Here is a 20,742-nt window from a genome sequence, read left to right on the forward strand (position 1 = left end):
AAGACTTGGGGTTCTCCCCAGGTTTCATCCCAAAATGGAGAAATTGAATGAAAAAGTATTTCGCGTTTTCACTATTGGCCGCATCTGTTGCACTGGCGGGTTGTCAGCAGCAAGCCCAAGAAGAAGTGAAGCCGGTAAGTTTGGACACGCCTGAGCAGCAACAAGCCTATGCTATTGGTGCTTCAGTTTCCCGTTACATCGGTCGCTCTCTGGAACAGCAACAAGAACTTGGCCTGGAGTTAGATAACGCGTTGGTACTACGCGGTATGCAAGATGGTTTGGATGGCGAAGTTGCAATGTCTGAAGAGCAGATGCAAGAAGCGCTACAAGCTTTGGACGCAACCCTGGCTGGTCTGGCTCAAGAGAAAGCGGCCGAAGAAGCAGCGGCAATGCTTGCCGAGAACGAGAAGTTCCTGGCTGAAAACGCCGAGCGTGAAGAAGTGAGCGTGACCGAATCTGGCCTGCAATACGAAGTATTGACCGCCGCCAAGGGCGATAAGCCAGCGGCAGAAGACATGGTGACCGTACACTATGTGGGCAGCCTACTAGATGGCACCGAGTTCGATAGCTCAATTGCCCGTGGCGAGCCTACCAGCTTCCCACTGAACCGCGTAATCCCTGGCTGGACCGAAGGCGTACAGCTGATGTCTGTAGGTTCTAAGTACAAATTCTACATCCCGTCTGAGCTGGGTTACGGCGAGATGGGCGCAGGTTCAATCCCACCAAACTCGGTATTGGTGTTCGAAGTAGAACTACTTGAGTTCGAAAAAGCCGAAGCAGTTGCCGAAACGCAGCCTGAGTAAGCGGATCTCGCAACAAAAAAGCGATGCCTCGGCATCGCTTTTTTTATGGGTGAAAACTGCTTATTCGCTAGTTTGCTGGGCTTGCTGGTAGAGAGCGTCGAGCAGCTTGTCTTCGATGGCGAAGCGCTCTTCCATGGTTTGTCCGAGCGCCGACAGGTCTCGGTCCAGGTTGGCTAGCTCTAGCTCTTGGTCATCCACCTCGGCATAGCGGTCATTGAAGGCTAGCGCAGTATCGGTGGTGGCAGTGATTTTTGAGATTAAGGCTTCGCTACTACCCGCTTCGCAACGCTCGGCGATCTGGTCATAGACCTCAAAATGGCCGGTTGAGGCGTAATCAACCAGTTGCTCACAAAAACTGACTATTTTGTCATTTTCAGGAAGGCCACGATCCGCCGACTCATAAGGTGGAAGTCCGGCAATCTCGCAGTAGGAGATAAGTAGTTCTTTGCGAGCTTCTAACCAGTTATCAATCACTTGACTGGCCCCGCCCCATTTGGCTTTGGCTTGCTCTAATCGGGTTAACATAAGCGGCATCCTCAACCGTCTTCTTTACCTCTAATAAGTAAATAAAAAGCGCACAGGGGTCAACTGCTATTTGGTCTAATTTCCCGATAACTTTGAGTTTAAGCGCTTTCTACGGCGCTTTGAGGCTAACTCGATATGATGTCAATAGTTGCACTCTTGTTACCTATCACGCATCCTGTGTTGCAGATGGCGACCCAGATTGTTAAGGGAGATTCAGCTTTGGGATTCGGTTGGTGGTTTTTTACCTGTGGTGACAAGGTGTTAGTGATTCCACAAGGGCAAGGCTTGCCCTTTGGTGAGGTGCAAGAGCTACCATTTCCAGCGTTGGATTTCGATACTGCAGAAGAGTTTGCTGAGTATCAAGGCGAGCCTTGCCGGCGGATGGAGCTGGCCGAGCCCATCGATATGGGGATCGGCGAGTGGCTGACGCTACGTGAGTCGATGTTCCGTTTGGAGCCGGGCCTGTTTGACTTGGTTGGACGGGCCCAGCAGATCGAGCTGTTTCTGAATACCCATCGCTTTTGTGGTCGCTGCGCCGAGCCCATGCAGCGGGTCGATTGGGAGCTGGCGGTGGCCTGCCCAGAGTGTGGTTTTCGCGCCTACCCGCGTATCTCCCCCAGTATCATCGTGTTGGTTACCAAGGGCGATGAAGTGCTGTTAGCCAGCCATCGTCGCCATAAACATGGTTTTTATACCGCGGTGGCGGGCTTTGTCGAGGCCGGTGAAACGCTAGAGAATGCGGTGGTGCGTGAGGTGGAGGAAGAGACCGGGATCCGCTGTCACAAGCTGCGGTATTGGAAGAGCCAGCCTTGGGCCTTTCCCCATTCGTTGATGGCGGCGTATTTCGCTGAGTATCAGGAAGGGGATATTGAGGCTGACCGGCGCGAGCTATTAGATGCGCGTTGGTTTAAGCGCGATAAGCTGCCGGACTTGCCACCCCATGGCACCATTGCCCGGGCAATGATTGAGCGCTGGCGAGAGGGCAAATAAAAAGGCCCGTCGGTAAACCGGCGGGCCAGAAACAGATTGGGCTCTTATTACTGCCTTCTTGTAAAGCGGGCGGAGAGCGCTGGAATTTGTATCAAATGCGCCAAGGGGCAGCAAACACTTGCTTTCTCTGGGGGCAAAATTTGTGACTGGCTTCTAAGTTAGTCGTAACGATAGACGATTTACTGCTCAAGTGAGCGGTAAGAGGAATAGGAATCAAGGAATTCATGACTGAGCTGAAAAACGACAGCTACCTTCGCGCGCTACTTAAGCAGCCTGTTGACTACACCCCGGTATGGATGATGCGTCAAGCCGGGCGCTACCTTCCAGAGTACCGTGAGGTGCGCTCGCAAGCGGGCGACTTTATGAGTCTTTGCCGCAACCCCGAGCTGGCTTGTGAGGTGACGCTACAGCCACTGCGCCGTTTTCCGCTGGATGCTGCAATCCTGTTCTCCGATATTCTGACCATTCCTGATGCAATGGGCTTGGGGCTGTACTTTTCTGCTGGCGAAGGTCCGCGCTTTGAGCGCCCCATCGAGAGTGCCAAGCAGGTTGAGCAGCTGCCGATCCCCGATCCCGAAGGCGAGCTGGGCTATGTGATGGATGCGGTGCGCACCATTCGTCGCGAGTTAAAAGGCGAGGTGCCGCTGATTGGCTTTTCTGGTAGCCCGTGGACGCTGGCGACCTATATGGTCGAGGGCGGAACGACCAAGTCATTTTCCAAGATCAAGGCGATGGCCTTTTCCCAGCCACAGGTGATGCATCAGCTTTTGGACAAGCTGGCCGACTCGGTCACCAGCTACCTGAATGCGCAGGTTGCCGCCGGGGCGCAATCGTTGATGATCTTCGATACCTGGGGCGGTGTGCTGAGCGAGCGCGACTATCTCGAGTTCTCGCTGCGCTACATGCAGAAAATCGTATCGGGCCTGACCCGCGAGGCCGATGGACGACGGGTGCCGGTGACGCTGTTTACCAAGAACGGTGGCCAATGGCTGGAGCATATCGCGGCGACCGGCTGTGATGCGCTGGGACTGGATTGGACCACCAATCTAGATGATGCCCGTCGCCGGGTCGGCGATAAGGTGGCGCTGCAGGGCAATATGGACCCGAGCATGCTGTATGCACCGATCTCTCGGATCGAGCAGGAAGTGGACGCCTTGTTGGCGAGATATGGTGAGGGCAGCGGTCATGTGTTTAATCTGGGCCACGGTATCCACCCGGATGTGAACCCAGAGCACGCTGGGGCCTTTATTGAGTCCGTGCACAGTTTGAGCAAAAAATATCACAAATAGTTGTTGATTTGGTTTAAGGTATGGCATAAAACTAGGGGGTCAGAATTATATCTGGCTTCCTATCGGTATTTCTCTTTACGGATGAAGTGTTAGGCAGTAGCCGTAACAGAGGAGACTTAAACCATGTTCAGCCACCTTCAATGGGGCGTAATCGCAGTGCTGTTAGTCTTAGCCATTGCAACCAGTAAGATCCGCGAATTCGGCGAGGCCGATGACCGAGGCTTCCTTCGACAGTCCATTAGTACCTATCAGTCGAGCTCCTAGTTCTTATGCTAGTCATTGCTATCTACTTGTTGGCCGGTGCCATCTCCGGGTTTCTTTCTGGCCTATTTGGTGTGGGCGGCGGTTTGGTGCTGATCCCGGTGTTCCTGGCCAGCTTTGAGGTACTCGGCGTTGAGCCGAGCGTGCACATGCACCTAGCCTTAGGCACCTCTTTATCGGCGATCGTATTTAACTCCGCCAGCGCCAGTTGGCGCCATTGGCAGCTTGGTAATCTGGATATCGGCACGGTACTGCAGCTATTAGTGGGTATCTTGCTCGGTACCATACTGGGCGGCTCGGTGGCTGCCGCGATGGACAGCGAGCTACTACGACGCGTCTTCAGTGGCTTTATCCTGGTGATTGCCGTGTACATGGCCAGTGGTTGGAAGCCCGGTAGTGGCAACTGGCAACCGGGCAAGCTTGCTCTGACTGCGGCTGGCAGCGGTATTGGCTTTATGTCGGCGCTGTTTGGGGTCGGTGGTGGCACCCTTACCGTGCCGCTGATGACCATTATGGGGCGCACCCCACAACGGGCTGTGGCCATTTCATCGGGCTGTGGTGTACCGATTGGGCTGATTGGCGCGCTCACCTATGTGGCGCATGGTTGGGATAACCCGCAGCTCCCCGCTGGCAGCCTGGGTTACGTTTATCTACCGGCACTCGCTGGCATCGTCTTGGCGAGCTGGTGGTTTACCGGGTTTGGGGCGAACCTAGCGAATCGTATCCCGCCACGTCGCCTTCGCATCGGCTTTTCGATATTCTTGCTGGTAATGTTTTTGAACATGCTGCGAGGATAGCAATGCGAGTAATACGACAGCGAGTGTTAGTCTGTAGCTTATTGACCTTCACCTTGCTGGCTTGCCAAAATACCCAGCCGGATGCCGAGCTGCGAATTGGCTACCCTGAAGTGGCAGGCTTGGGCGAGTCGCTGGTGGCGGCTAAGCAAGCCTTGTACAGTGAGCAGCCTGACTACGACTACAGCGAACTGATTGAGTATGGTCTGGACACCCGCTATGGGGTGTTTGTCAGGGCCTGGCTGGATCACGAGTTACTGATGATTGCCCAATACCAGCAACTGCGGGATGCGCCTGAGCTGGAGGCAAGAGAGCGCCAGCTACGCACACTCAAACGCGCCATCGATCTGGAATAACACTACAAAAAATTATTAAGGAAGTTGCATGTCTCTTTGGTTAGGAATGCTGATTCTTACCGTGAACTTTATCGCGATCTACAAAACCCTGCGCAGCAGCGCCGAGATTGGCCGCAAGTATCTGTGGGTGTTCTTGATCTGTTTGCTGCCGCTGCTAGGCGCGCTGTTATGGCTATTCAAAGGGCCTAAAGTTTAGTTATTAACAACTCAATAAGAAGGTTTCAGGAGCAAGCTCTGAAACTCAGTGAAATTAGCTGGTATCAACCAAACATTATGCTAAGTTTACTGGAAGGCTGAACTGAGCCGGGCCGATAGGCGGCCCTGTTGGCAGTCCACTGTGGCTGAGTTAGGCCGACCGAACACAAGGATGTGAAATGAAAGTAACCATGCTGTATTACGATGAGCAAAACCCATTACTGCTGCAACAGCAGGTACTGTCGGGCTTGAAAATGAGCGAACAGGGACGGGTTATCATTCCGGTTGGTGAAAAGCTCGGCAAGATCATCATCGCCATATTGGAAGGCGAAGTGCGGGTGCTCAACTCGCTAGGCGATCGGGCGTTCAATGCCTTTGACTTAGATGACCAAGTTTCTTATCAAGACCCCACCTGATCAATACCCCCGGTCAAACTCCACCACATGCTCCAATGCTTCATTTGTTAAGTAATGTTGAAGATTGCGCTGAAAAAGCCCTGCGATATCGGCTACCCGGCTAGGGGCAGCAATATGCGGGGTAATGGTGATGTTTGCCTGCGCCCATAGCGGGGAATCTTCCGCTAACGGTTCTTGCTCAAACACATCCAAAGTTAGCCGCGCTTGCGGGTTAGCTTGAGCAAAGCGCAGCATGGCTTGCTGATCAACCGTTGCGCCGCGCCCGACGTTAAAAAACCAAGCATGCTGGGATAGCGCATCAAACACGTGCTGGTCGATCAACTTGTCAGTTTGTTGGGTGTGAGGCAGCACCGCGACTACGATGTCGGCCTTGGCCAGCTGTTCGAGCTGGTCGTCAAAACGAAACACCTGTTCAAAGTGAGGGCGCGCGCTGCCACTGGCGCTCAGTGCAAAGCTGTGCATACCAAAATGCCGCGCAGTGCCCGCCAGATGCTGGGCAATACTGCCACTGCCGAGGGTAAACAGCGTTAGACCTTGCAGGCTGCGCCCGCCTATTGGTTGCCACTTCGCTTGCCGCTGGGCCGCTGCGTAGTGATGGTGCTGTTGAAAATGGGCGAGTAGATGGGAGAACACATACTCACTCATCAGTGGGCCGAAACTGCCACGGCTGTTGGTCAGCTGGTAGTGGCGGGGGAGCAAAGGGGCCAATAGCGCATCGACGCCGGCGAAGGTGGAGTGGCACCACCGCAGCTTGGGCATCTTGGCGACCAGTTGAGCAGCATCTTGCGGAGCGGCCAGTAAAATCTCGGCGTTCAGCCCCACCAATGAGAGTTGCTCGGGTGACTGAGCTAGTTGCCACTGTAGTGTGGGGAAATGCGGCGCCAGATGCTGGTGATAATCTGCGGCAAACTCGCTTACAATAGCCACCTTGCACATATTTGGTTCTCCCTCTTCTCCCTGCCCGCTGGTTGAACAGGATATTACGGTCTAGTCTTGATGCTGTCGAGAGCCCCCCACGATACACCCTTGGAGTTACTATGCTTGACGACACGTTCCTTGAACGCCTCTCTCAACTCAGCAAACGGCAGCAGAGTTTGTTTTGTGTTGCTATCTTGCAGCGGATGAGCCCGAACTACCTATTGTTCTGCGAATCTACCGAGTTTGCTGGCGCTGAAGGCTTTGATAAGTACCTGCGTCTGTTTTGGGAAGCCTTGCTCTACCCGAAAACCAAGTTCAATGCCCCGGTTCATCAAGAACGCTTCCAGGAGCTGATCCCCGATCCTGAGCAGTTCGACAGCTACGGGGTTTATCCAGCGTTGGATTGCTGTGTGGTGGCCGAGTGTCTGTTTGCCAGCTTATCGGAAGCCACCGGTGAGGAAGCGGAGCAGGCAAGCCAAACCTCGATGGGGGCAGTTTTGGGCTTTTTGTCGCTGCTGCACGAGGAGGAGGATGAGAGCAAATTGCTCGACGAAGAACTGGTGCTGGAAGAGCAGGCTTTTCAGCGTCAATTACTGGATGATCTAGAGCACCTAGTTGATAATTTGGATAACTTAAAGGAATTGCGGAATTTTGCTCTCAATCAAGGCGTTAGCAACCTTGGTATCAGCCTTGATTAGTCGGGCTTAACGATATGCGGCCAATTTGTGACTTTTCGCCCATAAATTGGTTAAAGCCGCGCCAAATAAGGGCTCAAGGCCAAAAAATACTTTGCGCCGCTATTTTTTTTCTCTTAAAGTGGATGCGGCTAATTTAATACTGACATAAAGGATTTATTACTTATGAACAAAACTGAGCTGATTGACGCTATTGCTGAGAAGGCTGACCTTTCTAAAGCACAAGCTAAAGCCGCCCTTGAAACGACTCTGACTGCTATCAGTGATGCACTTAAAGAAGGCGATCAAGTTCAGCTAATTGGTTTCGGTACTTTTAAAGTTAACCACCGTGCAGCTCGCACTGGCCGTAACCCACAAACTGGCGCAGAAATCCAAATCGCTGCTGCCAACGTACCAGCTTTCGTAGCCGGTAAAGCGCTTAAAGACGCTGTAAAATAATCTCGCCAGGCCCTCGTAATGAGGGCCTTTCAATACCCTCTCCCAAAAAAACAAGGATTCCCGTGCGCCGGGTTGTTGTTAGTTGGTCGTCTGGAAAAGACGCCACCCTTACCTTATTGCGCTTGCTAGAGCGCGACGATATTCACGTTGTTGGCCTATTCACTACTCATGTTGATCGTTATGTGCCATTTCAGGGTACTCCGATTGAAGTGGCTGAGTTACAGGCGAAACGCTGTGGTTTGCCACTGATTACGATCGCTCTTCCCGAGGTGTTTCCTGCCAATAAGGTCTACCAACGCTTGGTGGTGGAAGGTCTGGCAAATAGCGGCATCGAGTTCGATAGCCTCGCCTTTGGCGATATCTACTGCAATGGCATCGCCGAGTACCGCCAAGCCTATGTTGAAGCTGCCGGTTGGCAGTGTTTGTTTCCCTTGTTAGGGGAGTCCAGTGAGTCGCTGGCCAATGATTTGCTAGCGCGTGGCGTCGATACCGTGCTGATGTGCGTTGACAGTGAGCGCTTAGGGGATGAGTTCCTCGGCCGCCACTACAGCAAGGCCTTGCTTGAGGCGCTGCCTGAAGGCGTGGACTTGTGCGGTGAGGAAGGTGAGTTTCACTCTCTGGTGCTGAATGCACCTTACTTTGACCGGGCGATTGCGATCGAATTAGCCGATATTGATACACAAGGACGATTTCATATGCAGCGTTACCGGGTGGTGGATAATGACTAAGGCTTTACTGGTGGTGGCTCATGGCAGCCGCAGAGCGCAGTCAAATCAAGAGGTGCTGGGGCTGGCAGAGTCTCTGGCCCGGCAGCTAAAACAGCAGAGCAGTGATGTGGCTCTTGTTGAAGCTGCGTTTCTGGAGCTGGCGGAGCCGCTGGTACCCAGCGCAATAGAGAAACTGTATGCCCAAGGCTGTCGCGAGTTGGTGTTCTATCCACATTTTCTTGCGGCCGGTACTCACGTGGTAAACGATCTGCCGCGCTTAACCGAGCAGGCTAAGCAACGTTTTCCAGACCTTGAGGTTCACAGCGTTAGCCACTTGGGTGGCATGCCGGGTTTGGCGGGGTTTATTGTGGGTCAGCTATAGCCAACCCGCTCGCAAATAACTAGCTAGGCCGATATCGCCAGTACGTGTTGAGCTTGGTTCACCGCACTGATGCAGGCGCGCAGGCTGGCGCTGAGGATGTCGGTATCGATGGCCACACCCAGATAGCGCTTGCCTTCGATTCTCGCCTCGATGTAACACACTGCCAGCGCTTTTACCCCGCGGCTTAGCGCATGTTCGCAGTAATCGGTAATCTCAATCTCCCAGCCCAACTGCTGACGTAGCCCTTGATGCAAGGCATCCAGTGCCCCTTCGCCTTGGCCATGCACCAGGGTTTGCTGCCCGGCTTCTTTGATCACCGCTTTAAGCTGGTGCTGGTCGTCGCGCTGCACCACATCGAACTGCTCCAAGCTGTAGTGACCCGCTTGCAGGTAGTGTTTGCGGAACAGCTGCCAGATCCGCTCGGAGTTGATCTCCTCGCCACTGTCTTCGGCATCGGCCTGCACCTGTTGGCTGAACTCGATCAGTGCCCAACGCGGCAGCTTGATGCCGTAGTCGCGCTCTAAGATATAGGCAACCCCACCCTTACCACTCTGGCTGTTGATGCGGATCACCTCTTGGTAGTCTCGGCCCAGATCAGTTGGGTCGATGGGCAGGTAGGCCACATCCCAATGGGCATCGCTGCTTTGCTGGTCGAGGCATTTCTTGATGGCGTCCTGATGGCTGCCAGAGAAAGCGGTGAACACCAGCTCGCCCACGTAAGGGTGGCGAGGGTGGACCTTCAGCTGGGTGCAATCTTCTACCACCTGAACAATCTCATCCACGTTGGCTAATTCAAGTTGCGGGTCGATGCCCTGGCTGTACAGGTTCATCGCCATGGTGACGATGTCCATGTTGCCGGTACGCTCGCCGTTACCCAGCAAGGTACCTTCAACCCGGTCGGCACCGGCTAACAGCCCTAATTCAGCGGCGGCAATGCCACAGCCGCGGTCGTTATGGGTATGCTGGCTGATAACCACGTGCTCGCGTTGAGCGATATGCTGGCAGAACCATTCAATCTGATCGGCGTAGACGTTGGGCGTCGACATCTCCACGGTCGCGGGCAGGTTCAGAATGGTCGGATGGGCCGACAAGCCTTGCCACTCTGCGACTACCGCATTACAGATGGCAACCGCGAACTCCAACTCGGTGCCGGTAAAGCTCTCGGGCGAGTACTGGAACTGCCAATCGGTGTCGGGGTTGGCCTCGGCGTGCTGCTTGATCCAACGTGCGCCTTGCAGGGCGATGTCGATGATTCCGTCTTGGTCTAAGCCGAACACCTTGTTGCGCTGCACCGGCGAGGTGGAGTTATACAGGTGGACGATAGCCTGCTTGCAGCCTTTGAGTGACTCAAAGGTTTTGTCGATCAAGGCCTCGCGCGCCTGCACCAGCACCTGGATAGTGACATCTTCGGGGATCTGCTGCTCTTCAATCAACCAGCGGACAAAGTCGTAGTCCGGCTTGGAAGCGGCTGGAAAACCGACTTCAATCTCTTTAAAGCCCAGTTTAACCAATAGCTTAAACAGTCGTTGTTTTTGCTCCACAGACATCGGTTCGATCAGTGCCTGGTTGCCATCGCGAAGATCAACGCTACACCAGCGCGGTGCTTGCTCGATTTGCTTTTCCGGCCAAGTCCGCTGAGCGATCTGCACCTGAGGAAAAGGGCGATATTTGCCGTGGTTGAACTGTGACATGGAGCGTTCCCTATATTTCAACGTCGTTTAGTAGTGATGATTGAAATTATAAGAAGCAAGAAGGGGCTATTGTGTGCAAAGATAGCGCATATGCCGATTATATGTGCAATAACTCTCTCGCTATCGCCACTATTCGAGCAATTGTTGCTTAGCTACAAAAAAGCCAGGCGCGATGGCCTGGCTCTTGGGTGTTAGCTGCGGCTTAGAAGCGGAAGCGGGCACCCAGGTAAACGCGGTTGTCGAACTTAAGATGATCGGCGCGCTCGTAGTTGAAGCGGCTTAGCTTGTAACCGGTGTACAGGTCCAGGTTGTCCATCATCGCGTAAGAGGCTTTTACGTCCCAATCGTAGTAGCTGTCGATGCTGCTGCTTAGCAATACTGACGGCGCGTAGTGCGCGCTGGTGGCAACGCTTACTTTCGGTGCGATGAAGGTTGAGTAGTTCACACCAAAGGCTGCGCCATTGGCGTTGTCGCCGTGCCGGGCATCCAGACCAACGTACTTCATGCCCACACCAAAGTTGTGCTGATCGACGGTTTTGATCGCGCGTAGCCCGGCATTGATTAGGTTGCCGTGACGTTCGTTGTAGGTGTAATCAGCGAAAAACTGCGCGTTTGGCCCAAGCTGAGCCACCAGACCGGTAGCAACCGAGCGGTTGTTCAACTCAAGGCTAAGTTGTGAAGCATTCGCCGCGCCAGACAGAGCAACGGCGCCGGCGATCATCAGAGCGCGTTTAAACATGGGTACCTCTAAATAATTATATGGGGTTATCGATTTATCGCAGCATAACAAGCCGCTAAATCGTTAGATTCGGGGATAATAACCTAACAGTGGGGGATCGGGCAATAATTGCCCAGTTTCATCTCGTGAAGCTGCGGGTTTATCTCGCGGCGGTAAAGCGATCGCAGTGGATGCGATTCATGGCAGCTCCCGCCAAGAAGCATTGCTTACGCATCTTTTGCACGAAGCTGTCGGCGCCGCAGATAAACAGCTCCTTAGAGGCCAGATCGCTGAGCTGTTGCGTGACATAGCGGTAGATATCCTCGCCATCTTGTTGGCTGCAGGGGTGATAGCTGAGCTGCGGATACTGCTGGCTCAGAGTGCTTAAATAGTCATGCAGATAGATATCTTGCCGCTGGCGCGCCCCCAGCACGATATCGATGTGGCCTTGGTGTTGTTGGCTCAACGCTTCACGCAAGATCCCATAAAGCGGCGAGGCGCCGGTGCCAATGCCAACCAGCAGCAAGTCTTGCTCGGGGGCCTGCGGGTTATAGCTGCATTCGCCAAAGGGGCCGGTGACGGTGATTTGATCGCCCACCTGCAACTGTTCCAACAGATAAGGGCTGAGCTGGCCGTCGGCAAGGGTTTTGATCTGCAGCTCCAGATGCTGATGCTGGCCGGGGCTGCTGGCCAGTGAATAGCTACGGGTGCAGTCGTTGGCGTGCAGGTTGATAAACTGGCCAGCCTGATAATCGAAGGGGCGGCTGAGGCTTAAGCCCAGTACTTGTTGCGAGAGCTGCTGCTTGCCCAGCACGGTTACCGAGTAGTGTGCACTGCGTTGTTCAGCGGGCATTACGTGAAGCCCTGCGTCGCTTGGGCACTGGCAGCTGAGCACATAACCGCGCTGCTTTTGCTGCGGGCTAAGCCCTTGCTGGGCCTTGGCCGGGATCTCCCCTTCCACCACCTGCATCAGACAGCTTTGGCATTGGCCACTGCGACAGCCATGGTCGATGCCATGGCCGTGGCGCAGCAGGGTATCCAGTACGCTCTCATCTTGCTGGCTTTCGTGGGCGTGTTGCTGGTAGTAGATGTGAGCCATGCTGGATCCCTCCTGGTGCCGGTTTACTTAACGGTTTAACACGTCGTCTTTCACTGTGTCGGCGATGGCTGCCACTTCACCGATCTTCTCTTCGCTAACACCGAGTTCGGTGAGGGTGGCAGCCAGATTCTCCACCACCGCGATATAGTGCTCCTCGGTGAGGTTCATGTGCTTATGGGCCTCACGCATATCCTTGCCGGTGTAGCCATTGGGGCCACCAAAGGCCATGGTCAGGAAGGCCTTTTGCTTCTTCGCTTGGTTGTCCATATCCACGGTATCGAAGAAATGGCTGATCCGGTCATCCATCAATACCTTGCGATAGAAGATATCGACGGCGGCATCGACGGCTTCCTGGCCGCCTAGTTGGTCAAATAGTGATGTCATACTCTGCTCCTTGTACTTAGTAGTCGTTATCAGTCGGGAAGTTGCTTCAGCATATAGCGAATCACTTGCTCGATCTGCTGGTCATTGAGCTGGCTGCCGCCACGGGCGGGCATCAAGCCGTAACCCTCGATGGCGTGTTTGGCTAGCGTCTCAAGACCTTGCTGTTGTCTGCTCTGCCACATCTTACTATTGCCGACAATCGGGGCTCCATTGATCCCTTGGGCGTGGCAGGTTTTGCAGTTCTGTTGGTAGTCGACGGCGGCCTGTTCTAGCGCGTCATCGCCGCAAGCGATGAGCGCGCCGGCCAGCACGCTTAGGCTGACAAGTCTCATAGGCCTATCCCAGTGGCACTCGGATCACCACACCGCCCATCACCTCACCCACCTTAAAGTCGGTTTTGGGCGAGTCGGGATGTTCGTTATGGCAGTTCGAGCAAGCATCGGACACCGCCACGTCTGGGTAGACTGCCGTGAAGTAATCCACCCCACCCAGCGACTCGGTGCCATAGAAGTTCTCACCGGGGTTGTCTGAGATGAACTGTAGCCCTTCTTTCTCCATCTCGGTGCGCGGTGCGTTCTGGCTGTTCACTGGCCATAGTGACTGCAATGAGTAGGTGAAATCATCGGTCAGCTCTGCCACCCCTTCGGCGCCCGCGCGGAACATCTGAGCGGGCAGTGGGGTGCCATCTTCCAGATCCTTCCAGTGCTCATCTGGGCTGATCACCCCAGCACCTGCTGGGCCAAGGCGTTTGACCACCAACTTGGTGTAGTTGGTGCGGTCAGATTTCATCACTGCAAACAGTGAGTCGGTGTAGATCTTGGGTTCGATACCGACCGCTTCATCGCCACAGGCAACGATACTCAGGCAACCGGCAAGAGTGAGGGCTGTTAGCCCCAGGCGTTGTGTTTGGTACTCCATTACTCATCATCCTTTGTTGTGTGTTTTGGAAAGTCTCCAAGCGCCCAATCTATCGATACCACATGCTTGCTGGGCTGTGTGCTGAAGTTGTTGCGGATTAGCTGGGGGTCTGCCAAGGCGTCGATGGCAAAGCCGACACCATGGCACTGGCTGCAGACCGGTCGGATCATCTTCTCGTTGGGTCGCAGATTATCGTTTTGGTTATGCTGAACGCTGACAATCATCTGCCCATTACGCTTTTGCTCGATGCGCGGTAGGTGGCAGCTGGCGCAGCTGACCGCTTGCTCGGCCGGGATATCGCCCGCCTGCGCTTGCAGCCATAGCTGGCCATGGGGCGAGTCGAGAAAGTGCTGGCTGTGAGAGTCATTGTGGCAATCCAAGCAGGCCTCTACGGCAGCCGCTTGGCGGTCCTGGCGATGTACTTCATGGCAGCTGCCACAGCTCAGTTCGCTGTCAGCCGCCTCGGCGTGAAAGTCTAAGCTGGATTGGGCGGGGGTCATGGGGCTTAAGCCCGCCTTAAGGCGCATGCCGTGTTTGCCGGCGAAGAAGCCCTGCTGCTCTTGCTGGTGGCAGTTGGCGCAGACCTGCATCTCGGGTGTCTCTTGCCAGGCGGTTTCCGACTCTGGCTGGTGACAGGCACTGCAGCTAACCTCGGCGTTGGCATGGGCGCTGGCTAGCCAGTCGGCAGTATGCGCCGGGTGGCGCTCCATCATCTGGGCATCGCTCAAGGTCGGTGTAAAAGCTGCTAAGTTGGCGGCCATCAAACTGGCGTGATTAGTGATAGGCAGGCTGGGGTTGCTGAGCAGCGCAGGCTCGCCAGCATGCTTAATCAGGAAGTCTTGATACAAGGCTCGGTTATCGTGGTAGTTATGGCAGCCGGCGCTGGCACAGCTGTCGAAGGCGAGATCCTGATGGCTGGGGCGCTCTTCGGCGATATCTTGGTGGCACTCAAAACAGAAATCGGCCGGTAAGGTCAGGCCCATGCTCAAGGTCTGCTCCTGTTGGTGCTCCAGGTGGCAGGAGCTGCAGTAGCGGGCATCGATAATCGCCAGGCGATCGGCATTGCGCGGGTCAGTAAACTTCGATTTCGGGTGCGAGTCATGAGCGGCCTCGAGCTCGGCCCCGTGGCAAGACATACAAGCATCTTGCAGCACTTCCGGCCCACCAAAGGCCGAGCTGTGGCAGCTCTCACAGGCGAGTTCTATCTGGTAGTGACCATGACTCGCGGCCCCAACAATAAACGCCTGCCGGGCCTCTGGCTTGGGGCCGACCAGGCTCCAGGCGTAGTAACTGGCAATAGCAATCGATATGGCTGACCAGAGCAACCAAAGGGTTCGTTTCACATTTGGTTCCTCAGAAGTAGTACACGCTAAGCACATGCACCGCCAACAGGATTGGCAGTGGCCAGCTAATCAAGATATGTAGCCAGCTCCACCATTGGCGCAGGCCCTTTGCTTGGCGCAGCGGTAGCTGGTGGGATTGGGCAACGCTTAATCCGGTCAGCGAGCCCAGCAGCAATACCGCCAAAAAGTTCAGTACCAGAAAGCGATTCAGGTTGCTGCCCAGATGCAGCCCGGTATGGGCGACCAAGATGGCGACACAGACAACCCCAATCAGGCCGTGGGCGAGTCGCCAGTAGTTAAAGTCGCCGGGCAGTTTGAACTTGAAGCGCTTGCGTAGCGACAGGCCAAGCCCTAGCAAGGTCAGCCCGAGTAGGGTGAAGCCGCTGACTTGCTTGTAGAAGCCATCGTTCCAGATCTTGTCCAAGCGCCAGTTTTGTTGCACTGATTCTGGCGGTTGCAGTCCGGGCACCAGCAGCATCAGTAGTGCGATACAGCAAGCCAGCAGGCTGGCGAGCGTCAAGGTGTTTGAGCCTTGCTCCTTTTCCAATCTGGCGGCTTGATTGTCTGGGGTAAGCAGCTGAGTGAGCAGCGGCTTGCAGCTGCCGCACACGGTGGCGGCTTGTGTTTGCTGTTGCAGCTGCTCGATGCTGCAAGCGCCCGCGCTGATGGCAGTACTTAATTGGCCGCGCGATACCCGGTTGCACTGACAGATCAGCGCTTGCTCCGGCCAATGCTGCGGGCTGTCTTGTTGCTCTGGCCATAAACGACCGTGATTGGCAAAGCGCAGCCCTTGCCACCAACGCAGCGGACGTTGCTCTAGTATCGCTTCGCGGATCTGGCGGAACTCCGGCCACTCGCCGATGCCGATGGCGGCGGTGATCCGCCCGTTGTGCAGCACCACCTTGCGATAGTGCTTGCTGTCTTCAAAGGTCAGCACCTTGGCCAGCGTCGATGCCGCAGCGCTATGGATATCCCCGATACTGCAGACCTGCTCGCCCACCACCTTTAGGCGGCTGACATTGAGAGAGCCTCGGTACTCGGCTGAGCCTCCTGCCAGCGTGTCGGCCACGATGGCAGCTTGCTCTAAGCCCGGCTCCACCAAGCCAAAGCATTGGCCTTCAAACTCACAGCACTCGCCGATGGCAAAGATATCCGGATCGCTGGTGGTCAGCTGGCGATCCACCAAGATCCCTTTAGCCACCTTCAGCAGGGCCTGCTTGGCCAGCTGATGGTTGATACGGATGCCGCTGCACAGCACCACGGTATCCACCTCGAGGTGCTGCTGGCGGTGCAGGTGTACCTGCTCAACCCGGCCGAGGCCACTGATCTCGCGCACCCCAGCATTTTCGATAACCGTGATCCCCAAAGCCTCCACACTGGCTCTCAGGCGCGCGGCTGCTTTATGATCGAGCTGGCGATTCATCAGCCATGGCCCTTGCTGGATGATGGTGACTTGGGTGTTGTTGCGCCGAAGTGCGCGCGCAGCTTCCAGGCCGAGTAAGCCGCCGCCGACTACCGCAATGTGCCTAGCCCGGGCTAAGCGCGCTTGTAGCCGCTCGGTATCACGTAGGCTGCGAAACACCAGCACCCCGTCGAGATCGGTGCCGTTGATTTGCGGGACATGCGGCTTGGCGCCAGTGGCCAGAATGAGCTTGTCATAGTGATAGTGTTGGCCTTGCTGATCGGTGAGCCGTTTGAGGCTGCGGTCAATCTCGACGATGTGGGCTTGGATATGCTGAAAGTTGGGGTGCCGCTCGCCACCCAGAGGTTGATAGAAGATCTGTTCGACGCCGACCTCGTGGGCCAATAATGCCGAGAGTTGTACCCGGTTATAACTGCTCTCATTGCCAATCAAACTGAGTGTGGCATCGGGTTGGCGCTTTAGTATCTCTTCGGCGGCACGAAAGCCCGCCGGGCCAGCTCCGATGATCACGATCTTCGGGGCCTGCTCCATCCTTGCTTGGGTTATCACTGTTCTTCCTTGAGCAGCTAACGCAGTGCGTATGGTTAACTGCGCTCAGGCAAATGCAGTGCCAAAAATGTGATAAAAATCTCAAATGCTTGTGATTGCTGGCTTGAGCGTCGATCGTAAATACCCACAACGAATATAACCCTATAAAAACCAAGGATTACTTTGGTGCAGTAAATGCTGCTAAAGCCTCATTGGGGGGAGACCAATGTTTTTGCTAGGCTGAATAAGTCACAAAAACAAGATGTTAAAAATGTACCCTACCAAGGAAGGTTTATGATCCTACGTTCCCTGCGCAAGCAGACCCTGCTTGCAAGCCTGTTTTGCCTTATCTGCAGCTTCGGCCTCAGCGCCAAAACCTATCAGCTTCGCCTTGCCGAAACCTGGCCCAGCAAACTGCCGTTACTCGATGATAGCGTGCAGCGCTTTGCTCAGATGGCCGAACAGATGTCGGGTGGCCGGCTGCAGATAAAGGTGGATTCGGCCAACAAACATAAGGCGCCACTGGGGATCTTCGATCTGGTCAAAAGTGGCCAGTACGATCTCGGGCACAGCGCCAGCTACTACTACAAGGGCAAGGTGCCTAACACCCTGTACTTCACCACCATGCCCTTTGGCATGACGGCGATGGAGCAGCACGCCTGGTACTACTATGGCGGTGGCCAGGAGCTGATGCAGGAAGTGTACGCCCCCCACGGCCTTCTGACTTTCCCCGGCGGCAATACTGGGGTGCAGATGGGCGGCTGGTTCCGCGAAGAGATCACCAGCGTCGAGGACTTACAGAACCTGAAGATGCGTATCCCCGGTTTTGCCGGTGAGTTGTTAGCTGAGGTTGGCGCGACGCCGGTGAACATTCCGCCTGCCGAGCTGTATATGGCCTTGGAGCGCAACACCATCGATGCCTTAGAGTGGGTGGGGCCTTCCATGGACCTGCGCATGGGCTTCCATAAGATTGCCAAGTTTTACTACACCGGCTGGCACGAGCCCGGCTCGGAGAATATGTTCTTGGTCAATCGCGCTAAGTTCGACACCCTGCCTGATGATCTGCAGGCGATCTTGATTACCGCCATGCGGGTGACCGCCTTTGACATGTACGTGCAAGCCACGGCCATGTCTACTGAGAATTGGAGTCAGATGCGCGAACAGTTCCCAGACATTCAGGTTCGCAGTTTCCCACCCGAGGTGCTGGTGGCGCTTAAGCAGGCCAACGATGCCTTACTGGCCGAGCACGCGGCGAATGACCCCTTAGCGAAGCGGATCATCGAGTCGCAGCAGCAGTATCTGGAGAAGGCGCGCGCCTATACCCTGATCTCTGACTATGGCTATCTGGAGACCACCAAGGATCTGTAGTTAGTCTCAATTAACATTGAGTGTGCGAAAACAGCACCAAAGCGGTGTAAGGTAAGCCTGTTTTGTCAGTCTTAAATCTGGAGTGATATGGATCTCGAGTCGCTGTATCGGCACGACCTCAACCTGTTGGTCGCCTTGGTGATATTACTGGAGGAGCGCTCGGTCAACCGAGCGGCGCTGCGGCTAAAGTTAAGTCAGTCGGCCACCAGTCGTTTGCTTGGGCGCTTGCGCCAACTGTTGGACGACCCGTTGTTTATTCGCCAGGGGCATCAGTTGGTGCCCACCGAGCGTGCGCTGCAGCTGGTGCAACAGCTGCAAGGGCCGTTGTCGGGTCTGGGAGAGCTACTCAGCGAGCAAAGCTTTCAGCCGCAGACCTGCCATCGCCGCTTTAGTATTGCTGCCACCGACTACGCCACCCAAACCATCTTGCCGTTTGCCTTGCCGAGGGTGTACCGCGAGGCGCCTAATATCGCGCTGGAGTTTACCCCGGTTCAACACGAGGCGCTGCCGGCTCAGTTGGGGCCTGGTGGAGCGGATATGGCGATCTGTCGGCCCACGCAAGTCTATTCTGGGTTGCAGTCTGCCAAGCTTGGCCTGGTGAGTGTGTTTTGCTTGGTCTCGCCGAGCCATCCCTTGGCCAACAGCACGATGAGCCTGCAGGACTACCTGAGCTATCCGCATGCCTTAATCGCTATCAGTGATGGGGTCAAAGCGCTGCTTGATGAGGCCTTAAGCGCTCATCCTGAGCGGCGGGTGGTGATCCGAGCCTATCACCTGGAGGCGGCGTTAGCGCTACTGGAGCAGTTGCCGTTGATTATTACCGTGCCTGCCGATCTGGCGTACTTGGTGGCGGAGCGCTATCAGTTGAAGGTGCACTCGCTACCGTTCGAGTTTCAGCCCTTCGACTATTCGCTGCTGTGGCATCCGCGGGTGGAGCATAGCCCGGAGCAAAGCTGGCTAAGAGATCTCTTGGTTCAGGAATGCGGTAAGTTAATTGATGAGCGGATCCGGGTGATGGGATTGGCTTAAATGCGTTTGGCGCATGTTGTTGTTGATAACTATTCATTTGAATCATTCGCGCTGGGCGACTAGGATTTGCCCCAACAAAACACGCTAACACTGTGTGACAACAAGTGAGGAAAACATGTTTAAAGCTCTGGTACTAGAACAGTCTGATAGCCATGCACCAAAGGTATCGATTCAGCAAGTAGACGAAGCCCAGCTACCGGAAGGAGATGTGCGGGTTACCGTGGATTACTCATCGCTGAACTTTAAAGACGGCCTCGCGATCACCGGCAAGGGCAAGATCGTGCGCTCTTGGCCAATGGTACCGGGGATCGATTTTGTTGGCAGTGTTGAGCAATCGGAGGATCCACGCTATCAGGTGGGTGACAAAGTGGTATTGACCGGTTGGGGTGTGGGCGAAGGCCACTGGGGTGGCATGGCCGAGAAAGCCCAAGTAAAAGGTGACTGGCTGGTACCGCTGACCGACGGCATGAGCGAAGCCCAGTCGATGATGGTGGGCACTGCTGGCCTGACCGCCATGTTGTGTGTACTGGCCTTGCAAGAAGGCGACGTTACTCCAGAGAGCGGCACGGTATTGGTAACTGGCGCCAGCGGTGGAGTGGGCTCGGTGGCGGTCACCCTGCTGGCCAAGTTGGGCTACCAAGTAGCGGCATTGACCGGTCGAGTGGAGCAAAATGCCGAGCTGTTAAAAGAGCTGGGCGCGTCAGAGGTGGTGGACCGTGCAACCCTGAGCGAGCCGGGTCGACCATTGGACAAGCAGCGTTGGGCGGGCGCAGTCGATACCGTTGGTGGCGATATCCTGGCGAACATTCTGGCACAAACCAACTATGGCGGCACCGTCGCGGCCTGTGGCCTGGCGGCCAGCTTCAAACTGCCTTCTACAGTAATGCCGTTTATCTTGCGTAACGTACGCCTACAAGGGGTGGACTCGGTCTCTTGCCCACGCGAGCGTCGCATCGAAGCGTGGAAGCAGCTACAAGCACTGCTACCCGAGAGCTACTACCAGAGCGCATGTAAAGAGGTGAGCCTGGACGAGGTGGCTGAGCAGGCCGAAGCGATTACCCAAGGTCAGGTAACCGGCCGGGTGATTATTAAGCCTTAGCAGCTCGCTTTGGATCTAAAAAACGCTTGGCATGCCAAGCGTTTTTTGTTTTCGGCCCTAAACCACCTACTTCAGTAGGTGGTTATCATCCGGTGAGGCTTTGCCTGAAGACCCGCTCATGCTAAATGCGCCTTTGATTTTTAGCGAAGTCAAAAGGACAAATAACATGAGCAGATACAAGCAAGCATCACACGTATTTTGGCGGTGTCAATATCACATAGTTTGGACGCCCAAGTACCGATTTAGGATATTGAGAAATAATGTAGGGAAAGAAGTCTATCGGTGTATTCAAGTTTACTGTGCTCAGTTGGGATGTGAGGTCGTCGAGCTCAGCGTCCAAAGTGACCACGTACACTTGATTGTAAAGGTTCCG

Annotated in this window: 26 protein-coding genes; 16 read left to right on the top strand and 10 right to left on the bottom strand. The window is 55.1% G+C overall.

Annotation, left to right across the window (positions count from 1 at the left end; all coding sequences use genetic code 11):
- Nucleotides 1-47: 47 nt before the first annotated feature.
- Complete coding sequence (gene bamJ / locus G461_RS0113170; RefSeq protein ID WP_026972183.1) at nt 48-803, top strand: BamJ family beta-barrel-assembly machinery protein; 756 nt, start codon at nt 48-50, stop codon at nt 801-803.
- Nucleotides 804-863: 60 nt separating this feature from the next.
- On the opposite strand, the gene G461_RS0113175 is transcribed toward bamJ, so the two are convergent.
- The gene (locus G461_RS0113175) at nt 864-1,328 is read right to left on the bottom strand and encodes an Rsd/AlgQ family anti-sigma factor (RefSeq protein WP_026972184.1); all 465 of its coding nucleotides are present in this window, start codon (nt 1,326-1,328) and stop codon (nt 864-866) included.
- 219 nt (nt 1,329-1,547) lie between these two features.
- Between G461_RS0113175 and nudC the strand changes: the two genes are divergently transcribed.
- The 7 genes from nudC to G461_RS0113210 all read left to right on the top strand — a co-directional run bounded on the left by nudC (nt 1,548) and on the right by G461_RS0113210 (nt 5,629).
- The gene (gene nudC, locus G461_RS0113180; RefSeq protein ID WP_245587179.1) at nt 1,548-2,318 is read left to right on the top strand and encodes an NAD(+) diphosphatase; all 771 of its coding nucleotides are present in this window, start codon (nt 1,548-1,550) and stop codon (nt 2,316-2,318) included.
- 224 nt (nt 2,319-2,542) lie between these two features.
- Nucleotides 2,543-3,607: a uroporphyrinogen decarboxylase gene (gene hemE, locus G461_RS0113185; protein ID WP_026972186.1), complete on the top strand. Its 1,065-nt coding sequence runs from the start codon at nt 2,543-2,545 to the stop codon at nt 3,605-3,607.
- Nucleotides 3,608-3,730: 123 nt separating this feature from the next.
- Nucleotides 3,731-3,871: a hypothetical protein gene (locus G461_RS26125; RefSeq protein ID WP_157360314.1), complete on the top strand. Its 141-nt coding sequence runs from the start codon at nt 3,731-3,733 to the stop codon at nt 3,869-3,871.
- 5 nt (nt 3,872-3,876) lie between these two features.
- Nucleotides 3,877-4,665 carry a sulfite exporter TauE/SafE family protein gene (locus G461_RS0113195; protein ID WP_026972187.1) on the top strand — a complete coding sequence of 263 codons (789 nt, stop codon included), beginning with the start codon at nt 3,877-3,879 and terminating at the stop codon, nt 4,663-4,665.
- Nucleotides 4,666-4,667: 2 nt separating this feature from the next.
- Nucleotides 4,668-5,018 (top strand): hypothetical protein, encoded by a 351-nt coding sequence (locus G461_RS0113200; RefSeq protein ID WP_157360315.1) that lies wholly within the window; start codon nt 4,668-4,670, stop codon nt 5,016-5,018.
- A 28-nt stretch (nt 5,019-5,046) separates the two neighbouring features.
- Nucleotides 5,047-5,214 carry a PLDc N-terminal domain-containing protein gene (locus G461_RS25920; protein ID WP_084405077.1) on the top strand — a complete coding sequence of 56 codons (168 nt, stop codon included), beginning with the start codon at nt 5,047-5,049 and terminating at the stop codon, nt 5,212-5,214.
- A 178-nt stretch (nt 5,215-5,392) separates the two neighbouring features.
- On the top strand, nt 5,393-5,629 hold the full coding sequence (locus tag G461_RS0113210) for a TIGR02922 family protein (RefSeq protein WP_026959599.1): 237 nt from the start codon (nt 5,393-5,395) through the stop codon (nt 5,627-5,629).
- Here G461_RS0113210 and G461_RS0113215 read toward each other — a convergent pair whose 3' ends face one another.
- Nucleotides 5,630-6,565 carry a D-2-hydroxyacid dehydrogenase gene (locus G461_RS0113215; RefSeq protein ID WP_035480291.1) on the bottom strand — a complete coding sequence of 312 codons (936 nt, stop codon included), beginning with the start codon at nt 6,563-6,565 and terminating at the stop codon, nt 5,630-5,632.
- Nucleotides 6,566-6,666: 101 nt separating this feature from the next.
- Between G461_RS0113215 and G461_RS0113220 the strand changes: the two genes are divergently transcribed.
- The 4 genes from G461_RS0113220 (at nt 6,667) to G461_RS0113235 (ending at nt 8,769) form a co-directional block, all read left to right on the top strand.
- Nucleotides 6,667-7,245, top strand: a complete 579-nt coding sequence (locus G461_RS0113220) for a DUF416 family protein (RefSeq protein WP_026972190.1) — start codon at nt 6,667-6,669, stop codon at nt 7,243-7,245.
- Nucleotides 7,246-7,407: 162 nt separating this feature from the next.
- Nucleotides 7,408-7,680, top strand: coding sequence for a nucleoid-associated protein HU-alpha (gene hupA, locus G461_RS0113225; RefSeq protein ID WP_026959602.1), 273 nt, complete (start codon nt 7,408-7,410; stop codon nt 7,678-7,680).
- 62 nt (nt 7,681-7,742) lie between these two features.
- Nucleotides 7,743-8,408 (top strand): Dph6-related ATP pyrophosphatase, encoded by a 666-nt coding sequence (locus tag G461_RS0113230; RefSeq protein ID WP_026972191.1) that lies wholly within the window; start codon nt 7,743-7,745, stop codon nt 8,406-8,408.
- Entirely contained in the window at nt 8,401-8,769 is a 369-nt protein-coding gene (locus tag G461_RS0113235; RefSeq protein WP_026972192.1) for a sirohydrochlorin chelatase, read from the top strand. The genes G461_RS0113230 and G461_RS0113235 overlap by 8 nt, the downstream gene beginning before the upstream one ends.
- A gap of 23 nt (nt 8,770-8,792) precedes the next feature.
- Here the strand turns inward: G461_RS0113235 and leuA are convergent, their stop codons facing one another.
- The 8 genes from leuA to G461_RS0113275 form a co-directional block, all read right to left on the bottom strand.
- Nucleotides 8,793-10,460, bottom strand: a complete 1,668-nt coding sequence (leuA, locus tag G461_RS0113240; protein WP_026972193.1) for a 2-isopropylmalate synthase — start codon at nt 10,458-10,460, stop codon at nt 8,793-8,795.
- A 202-nt stretch (nt 10,461-10,662) separates the two neighbouring features.
- A complete protein-coding gene (locus tag G461_RS0113245) occupies nt 10,663-11,199 on the bottom strand; it encodes a YfaZ family outer membrane protein (RefSeq protein WP_026959605.1) in 537 nt (178 codons plus the stop codon).
- 139 nt (nt 11,200-11,338) lie between these two features.
- Nucleotides 11,339-12,277, bottom strand: a complete 939-nt coding sequence (locus G461_RS0113250; RefSeq protein ID WP_026972194.1) for a 2Fe-2S iron-sulfur cluster-binding protein — start codon at nt 12,275-12,277, stop codon at nt 11,339-11,341.
- Nucleotides 12,278-12,304: 27 nt separating this feature from the next.
- A complete protein-coding gene (locus G461_RS0113255) occupies nt 12,305-12,661 on the bottom strand; it encodes a group I truncated hemoglobin (RefSeq protein WP_026972195.1) in 357 nt (118 codons plus the stop codon).
- A 29-nt stretch (nt 12,662-12,690) separates the two neighbouring features.
- Nucleotides 12,691-12,993, bottom strand: a complete 303-nt coding sequence (locus G461_RS24240) for a c-type cytochrome (protein ID WP_035480293.1) — start codon at nt 12,991-12,993, stop codon at nt 12,691-12,693.
- Between the two features lie 4 nt (nt 12,994-12,997).
- Nucleotides 12,998-13,579 carry a Tll0287-like domain-containing protein gene (locus G461_RS0113265; protein ID WP_035480296.1) on the bottom strand — a complete coding sequence of 194 codons (582 nt, stop codon included), beginning with the start codon at nt 13,577-13,579 and terminating at the stop codon, nt 12,998-13,000.
- The gene (locus G461_RS0113270) at nt 13,579-14,922 is read right to left on the bottom strand and encodes a cytochrome c3 family protein (RefSeq protein WP_026972197.1); all 1,344 of its coding nucleotides are present in this window, start codon (nt 14,920-14,922) and stop codon (nt 13,579-13,581) included. Before G461_RS0113270 ends, G461_RS0113265 begins: the two co-directional genes overlap by 1 nt.
- A 10-nt stretch (nt 14,923-14,932) precedes the next feature.
- Complete coding sequence (locus tag G461_RS0113275; RefSeq protein ID WP_157360316.1) at nt 14,933-16,894, bottom strand: FAD-dependent oxidoreductase; 1,962 nt, start codon at nt 16,892-16,894, stop codon at nt 14,933-14,935.
- Between the two features lie 273 nt (nt 16,895-17,167).
- Between G461_RS0113275 and G461_RS0113280 the strand changes: the two genes are divergently transcribed.
- The 4 genes from G461_RS0113280 to tnpA form a co-directional block, all read left to right on the top strand.
- Nucleotides 17,168-18,241, top strand: a complete 1,074-nt coding sequence (locus G461_RS0113280; protein WP_026972199.1) for a TRAP transporter substrate-binding protein — start codon at nt 17,168-17,170, stop codon at nt 18,239-18,241.
- An 87-nt stretch (nt 18,242-18,328) separates the two neighbouring features.
- Complete coding sequence (locus tag G461_RS0113285) at nt 18,329-19,270, top strand: LysR family transcriptional regulator (protein WP_026972200.1); 942 nt, start codon at nt 18,329-18,331, stop codon at nt 19,268-19,270.
- Nucleotides 19,271-19,385: 115 nt separating this feature from the next.
- Nucleotides 19,386-20,369 (top strand): acrylyl-CoA reductase (NADPH), encoded by a 984-nt coding sequence (gene acuI / locus G461_RS0113290; protein WP_026972201.1) that lies wholly within the window; start codon nt 19,386-19,388, stop codon nt 20,367-20,369.
- 166 nt (nt 20,370-20,535) lie between these two features.
- Nucleotides 20,536-20,742 (top strand): IS200/IS605 family transposase (gene tnpA / locus G461_RS25925; protein ID WP_157360220.1); only part of this gene is annotated, 207 nt, incomplete at its 3' end.

The sequence above is a fragment of the Aliagarivorans marinus DSM 23064 genome (genome assembly GCF_000429485.1).
In the GTDB taxonomy this organism is placed as follows: domain Bacteria; phylum Pseudomonadota; class Gammaproteobacteria; order Enterobacterales; family Celerinatantimonadaceae; genus Aliagarivorans; species Aliagarivorans marinus.

Bases quoted from the DNA above. Each gene is read 5' to 3' on its own strand.
- G461_RS25920 (WP_084405077.1), top strand. From the start codon at position 5,047: ATGTCTCTTTGGTTAGGAATGCTGATTCTTACCGTGAACTTTATCGCG.
- bamJ (WP_026972183.1), top strand. From the start codon at position 48: ATGAAAAAGTATTTCGCGTTTTCACTATTGGCCGCATCTGTTGCACTG.
- G461_RS0113250 (WP_026972194.1), bottom strand. From the start codon at position 12,277: ATGGCTCACATCTACTACCAGCAACACGCCCACGAAAGCCAGCAAGAT.
- G461_RS0113210 (WP_026959599.1), top strand. From the start codon at position 5,393: ATGAAAGTAACCATGCTGTATTACGATGAGCAAAACCCATTACTGCTG.
- G461_RS0113175 (WP_026972184.1), bottom strand. From the start codon at position 1,328: ATGTTAACCCGATTAGAGCAAGCCAAAGCCAAATGGGGCGGGGCCAGT.
- G461_RS0113200 (WP_157360315.1), top strand. From the start codon at position 4,668: ATGCGAGTAATACGACAGCGAGTGTTAGTCTGTAGCTTATTGACCTTC.
- G461_RS0113245 (WP_026959605.1), bottom strand. From the start codon at position 11,199: ATGTTTAAACGCGCTCTGATGATCGCCGGCGCCGTTGCTCTGTCTGGC.
- G461_RS24240 (WP_035480293.1), bottom strand. From the start codon at position 12,993: ATGAGACTTGTCAGCCTAAGCGTGCTGGCCGGCGCGCTCATCGCTTGC.
- G461_RS0113235 (WP_026972192.1), top strand. From the start codon at position 8,401: ATGACTAAGGCTTTACTGGTGGTGGCTCATGGCAGCCGCAGAGCGCAG.
- G461_RS0113220 (WP_026972190.1), top strand. From the start codon at position 6,667: ATGCTTGACGACACGTTCCTTGAACGCCTCTCTCAACTCAGCAAACGG.
- G461_RS0113265 (WP_035480296.1), bottom strand. From the start codon at position 13,579: ATGGAGTACCAAACACAACGCCTGGGGCTAACAGCCCTCACTCTTGCC.
- G461_RS0113215 (WP_035480291.1), bottom strand. From the start codon at position 6,565: ATGTGCAAGGTGGCTATTGTAAGCGAGTTTGCCGCAGATTATCACCAG.
- G461_RS0113280 (WP_026972199.1), top strand. From the start codon at position 17,168: ATGATCCTACGTTCCCTGCGCAAGCAGACCCTGCTTGCAAGCCTGTTT.
- acuI (WP_026972201.1), top strand. From the start codon at position 19,386: ATGTTTAAAGCTCTGGTACTAGAACAGTCTGATAGCCATGCACCAAAG.
- leuA (WP_026972193.1), bottom strand. From the start codon at position 10,460: ATGTCACAGTTCAACCACGGCAAATATCGCCCTTTTCCTCAGGTGCAG.
- G461_RS0113285 (WP_026972200.1), top strand. From the start codon at position 18,329: ATGGATCTCGAGTCGCTGTATCGGCACGACCTCAACCTGTTGGTCGCC.
- hemE (WP_026972186.1), top strand. From the start codon at position 2,543: ATGACTGAGCTGAAAAACGACAGCTACCTTCGCGCGCTACTTAAGCAG.
- G461_RS0113195 (WP_026972187.1), top strand. From the start codon at position 3,877: ATGCTAGTCATTGCTATCTACTTGTTGGCCGGTGCCATCTCCGGGTTT.
- hupA (WP_026959602.1), top strand. From the start codon at position 7,408: ATGAACAAAACTGAGCTGATTGACGCTATTGCTGAGAAGGCTGACCTT.
- G461_RS0113255 (WP_026972195.1), bottom strand. From the start codon at position 12,661: ATGACATCACTATTTGACCAACTAGGCGGCCAGGAAGCCGTCGATGCC.
- G461_RS26125 (WP_157360314.1), top strand. From the start codon at position 3,731: ATGTTCAGCCACCTTCAATGGGGCGTAATCGCAGTGCTGTTAGTCTTA.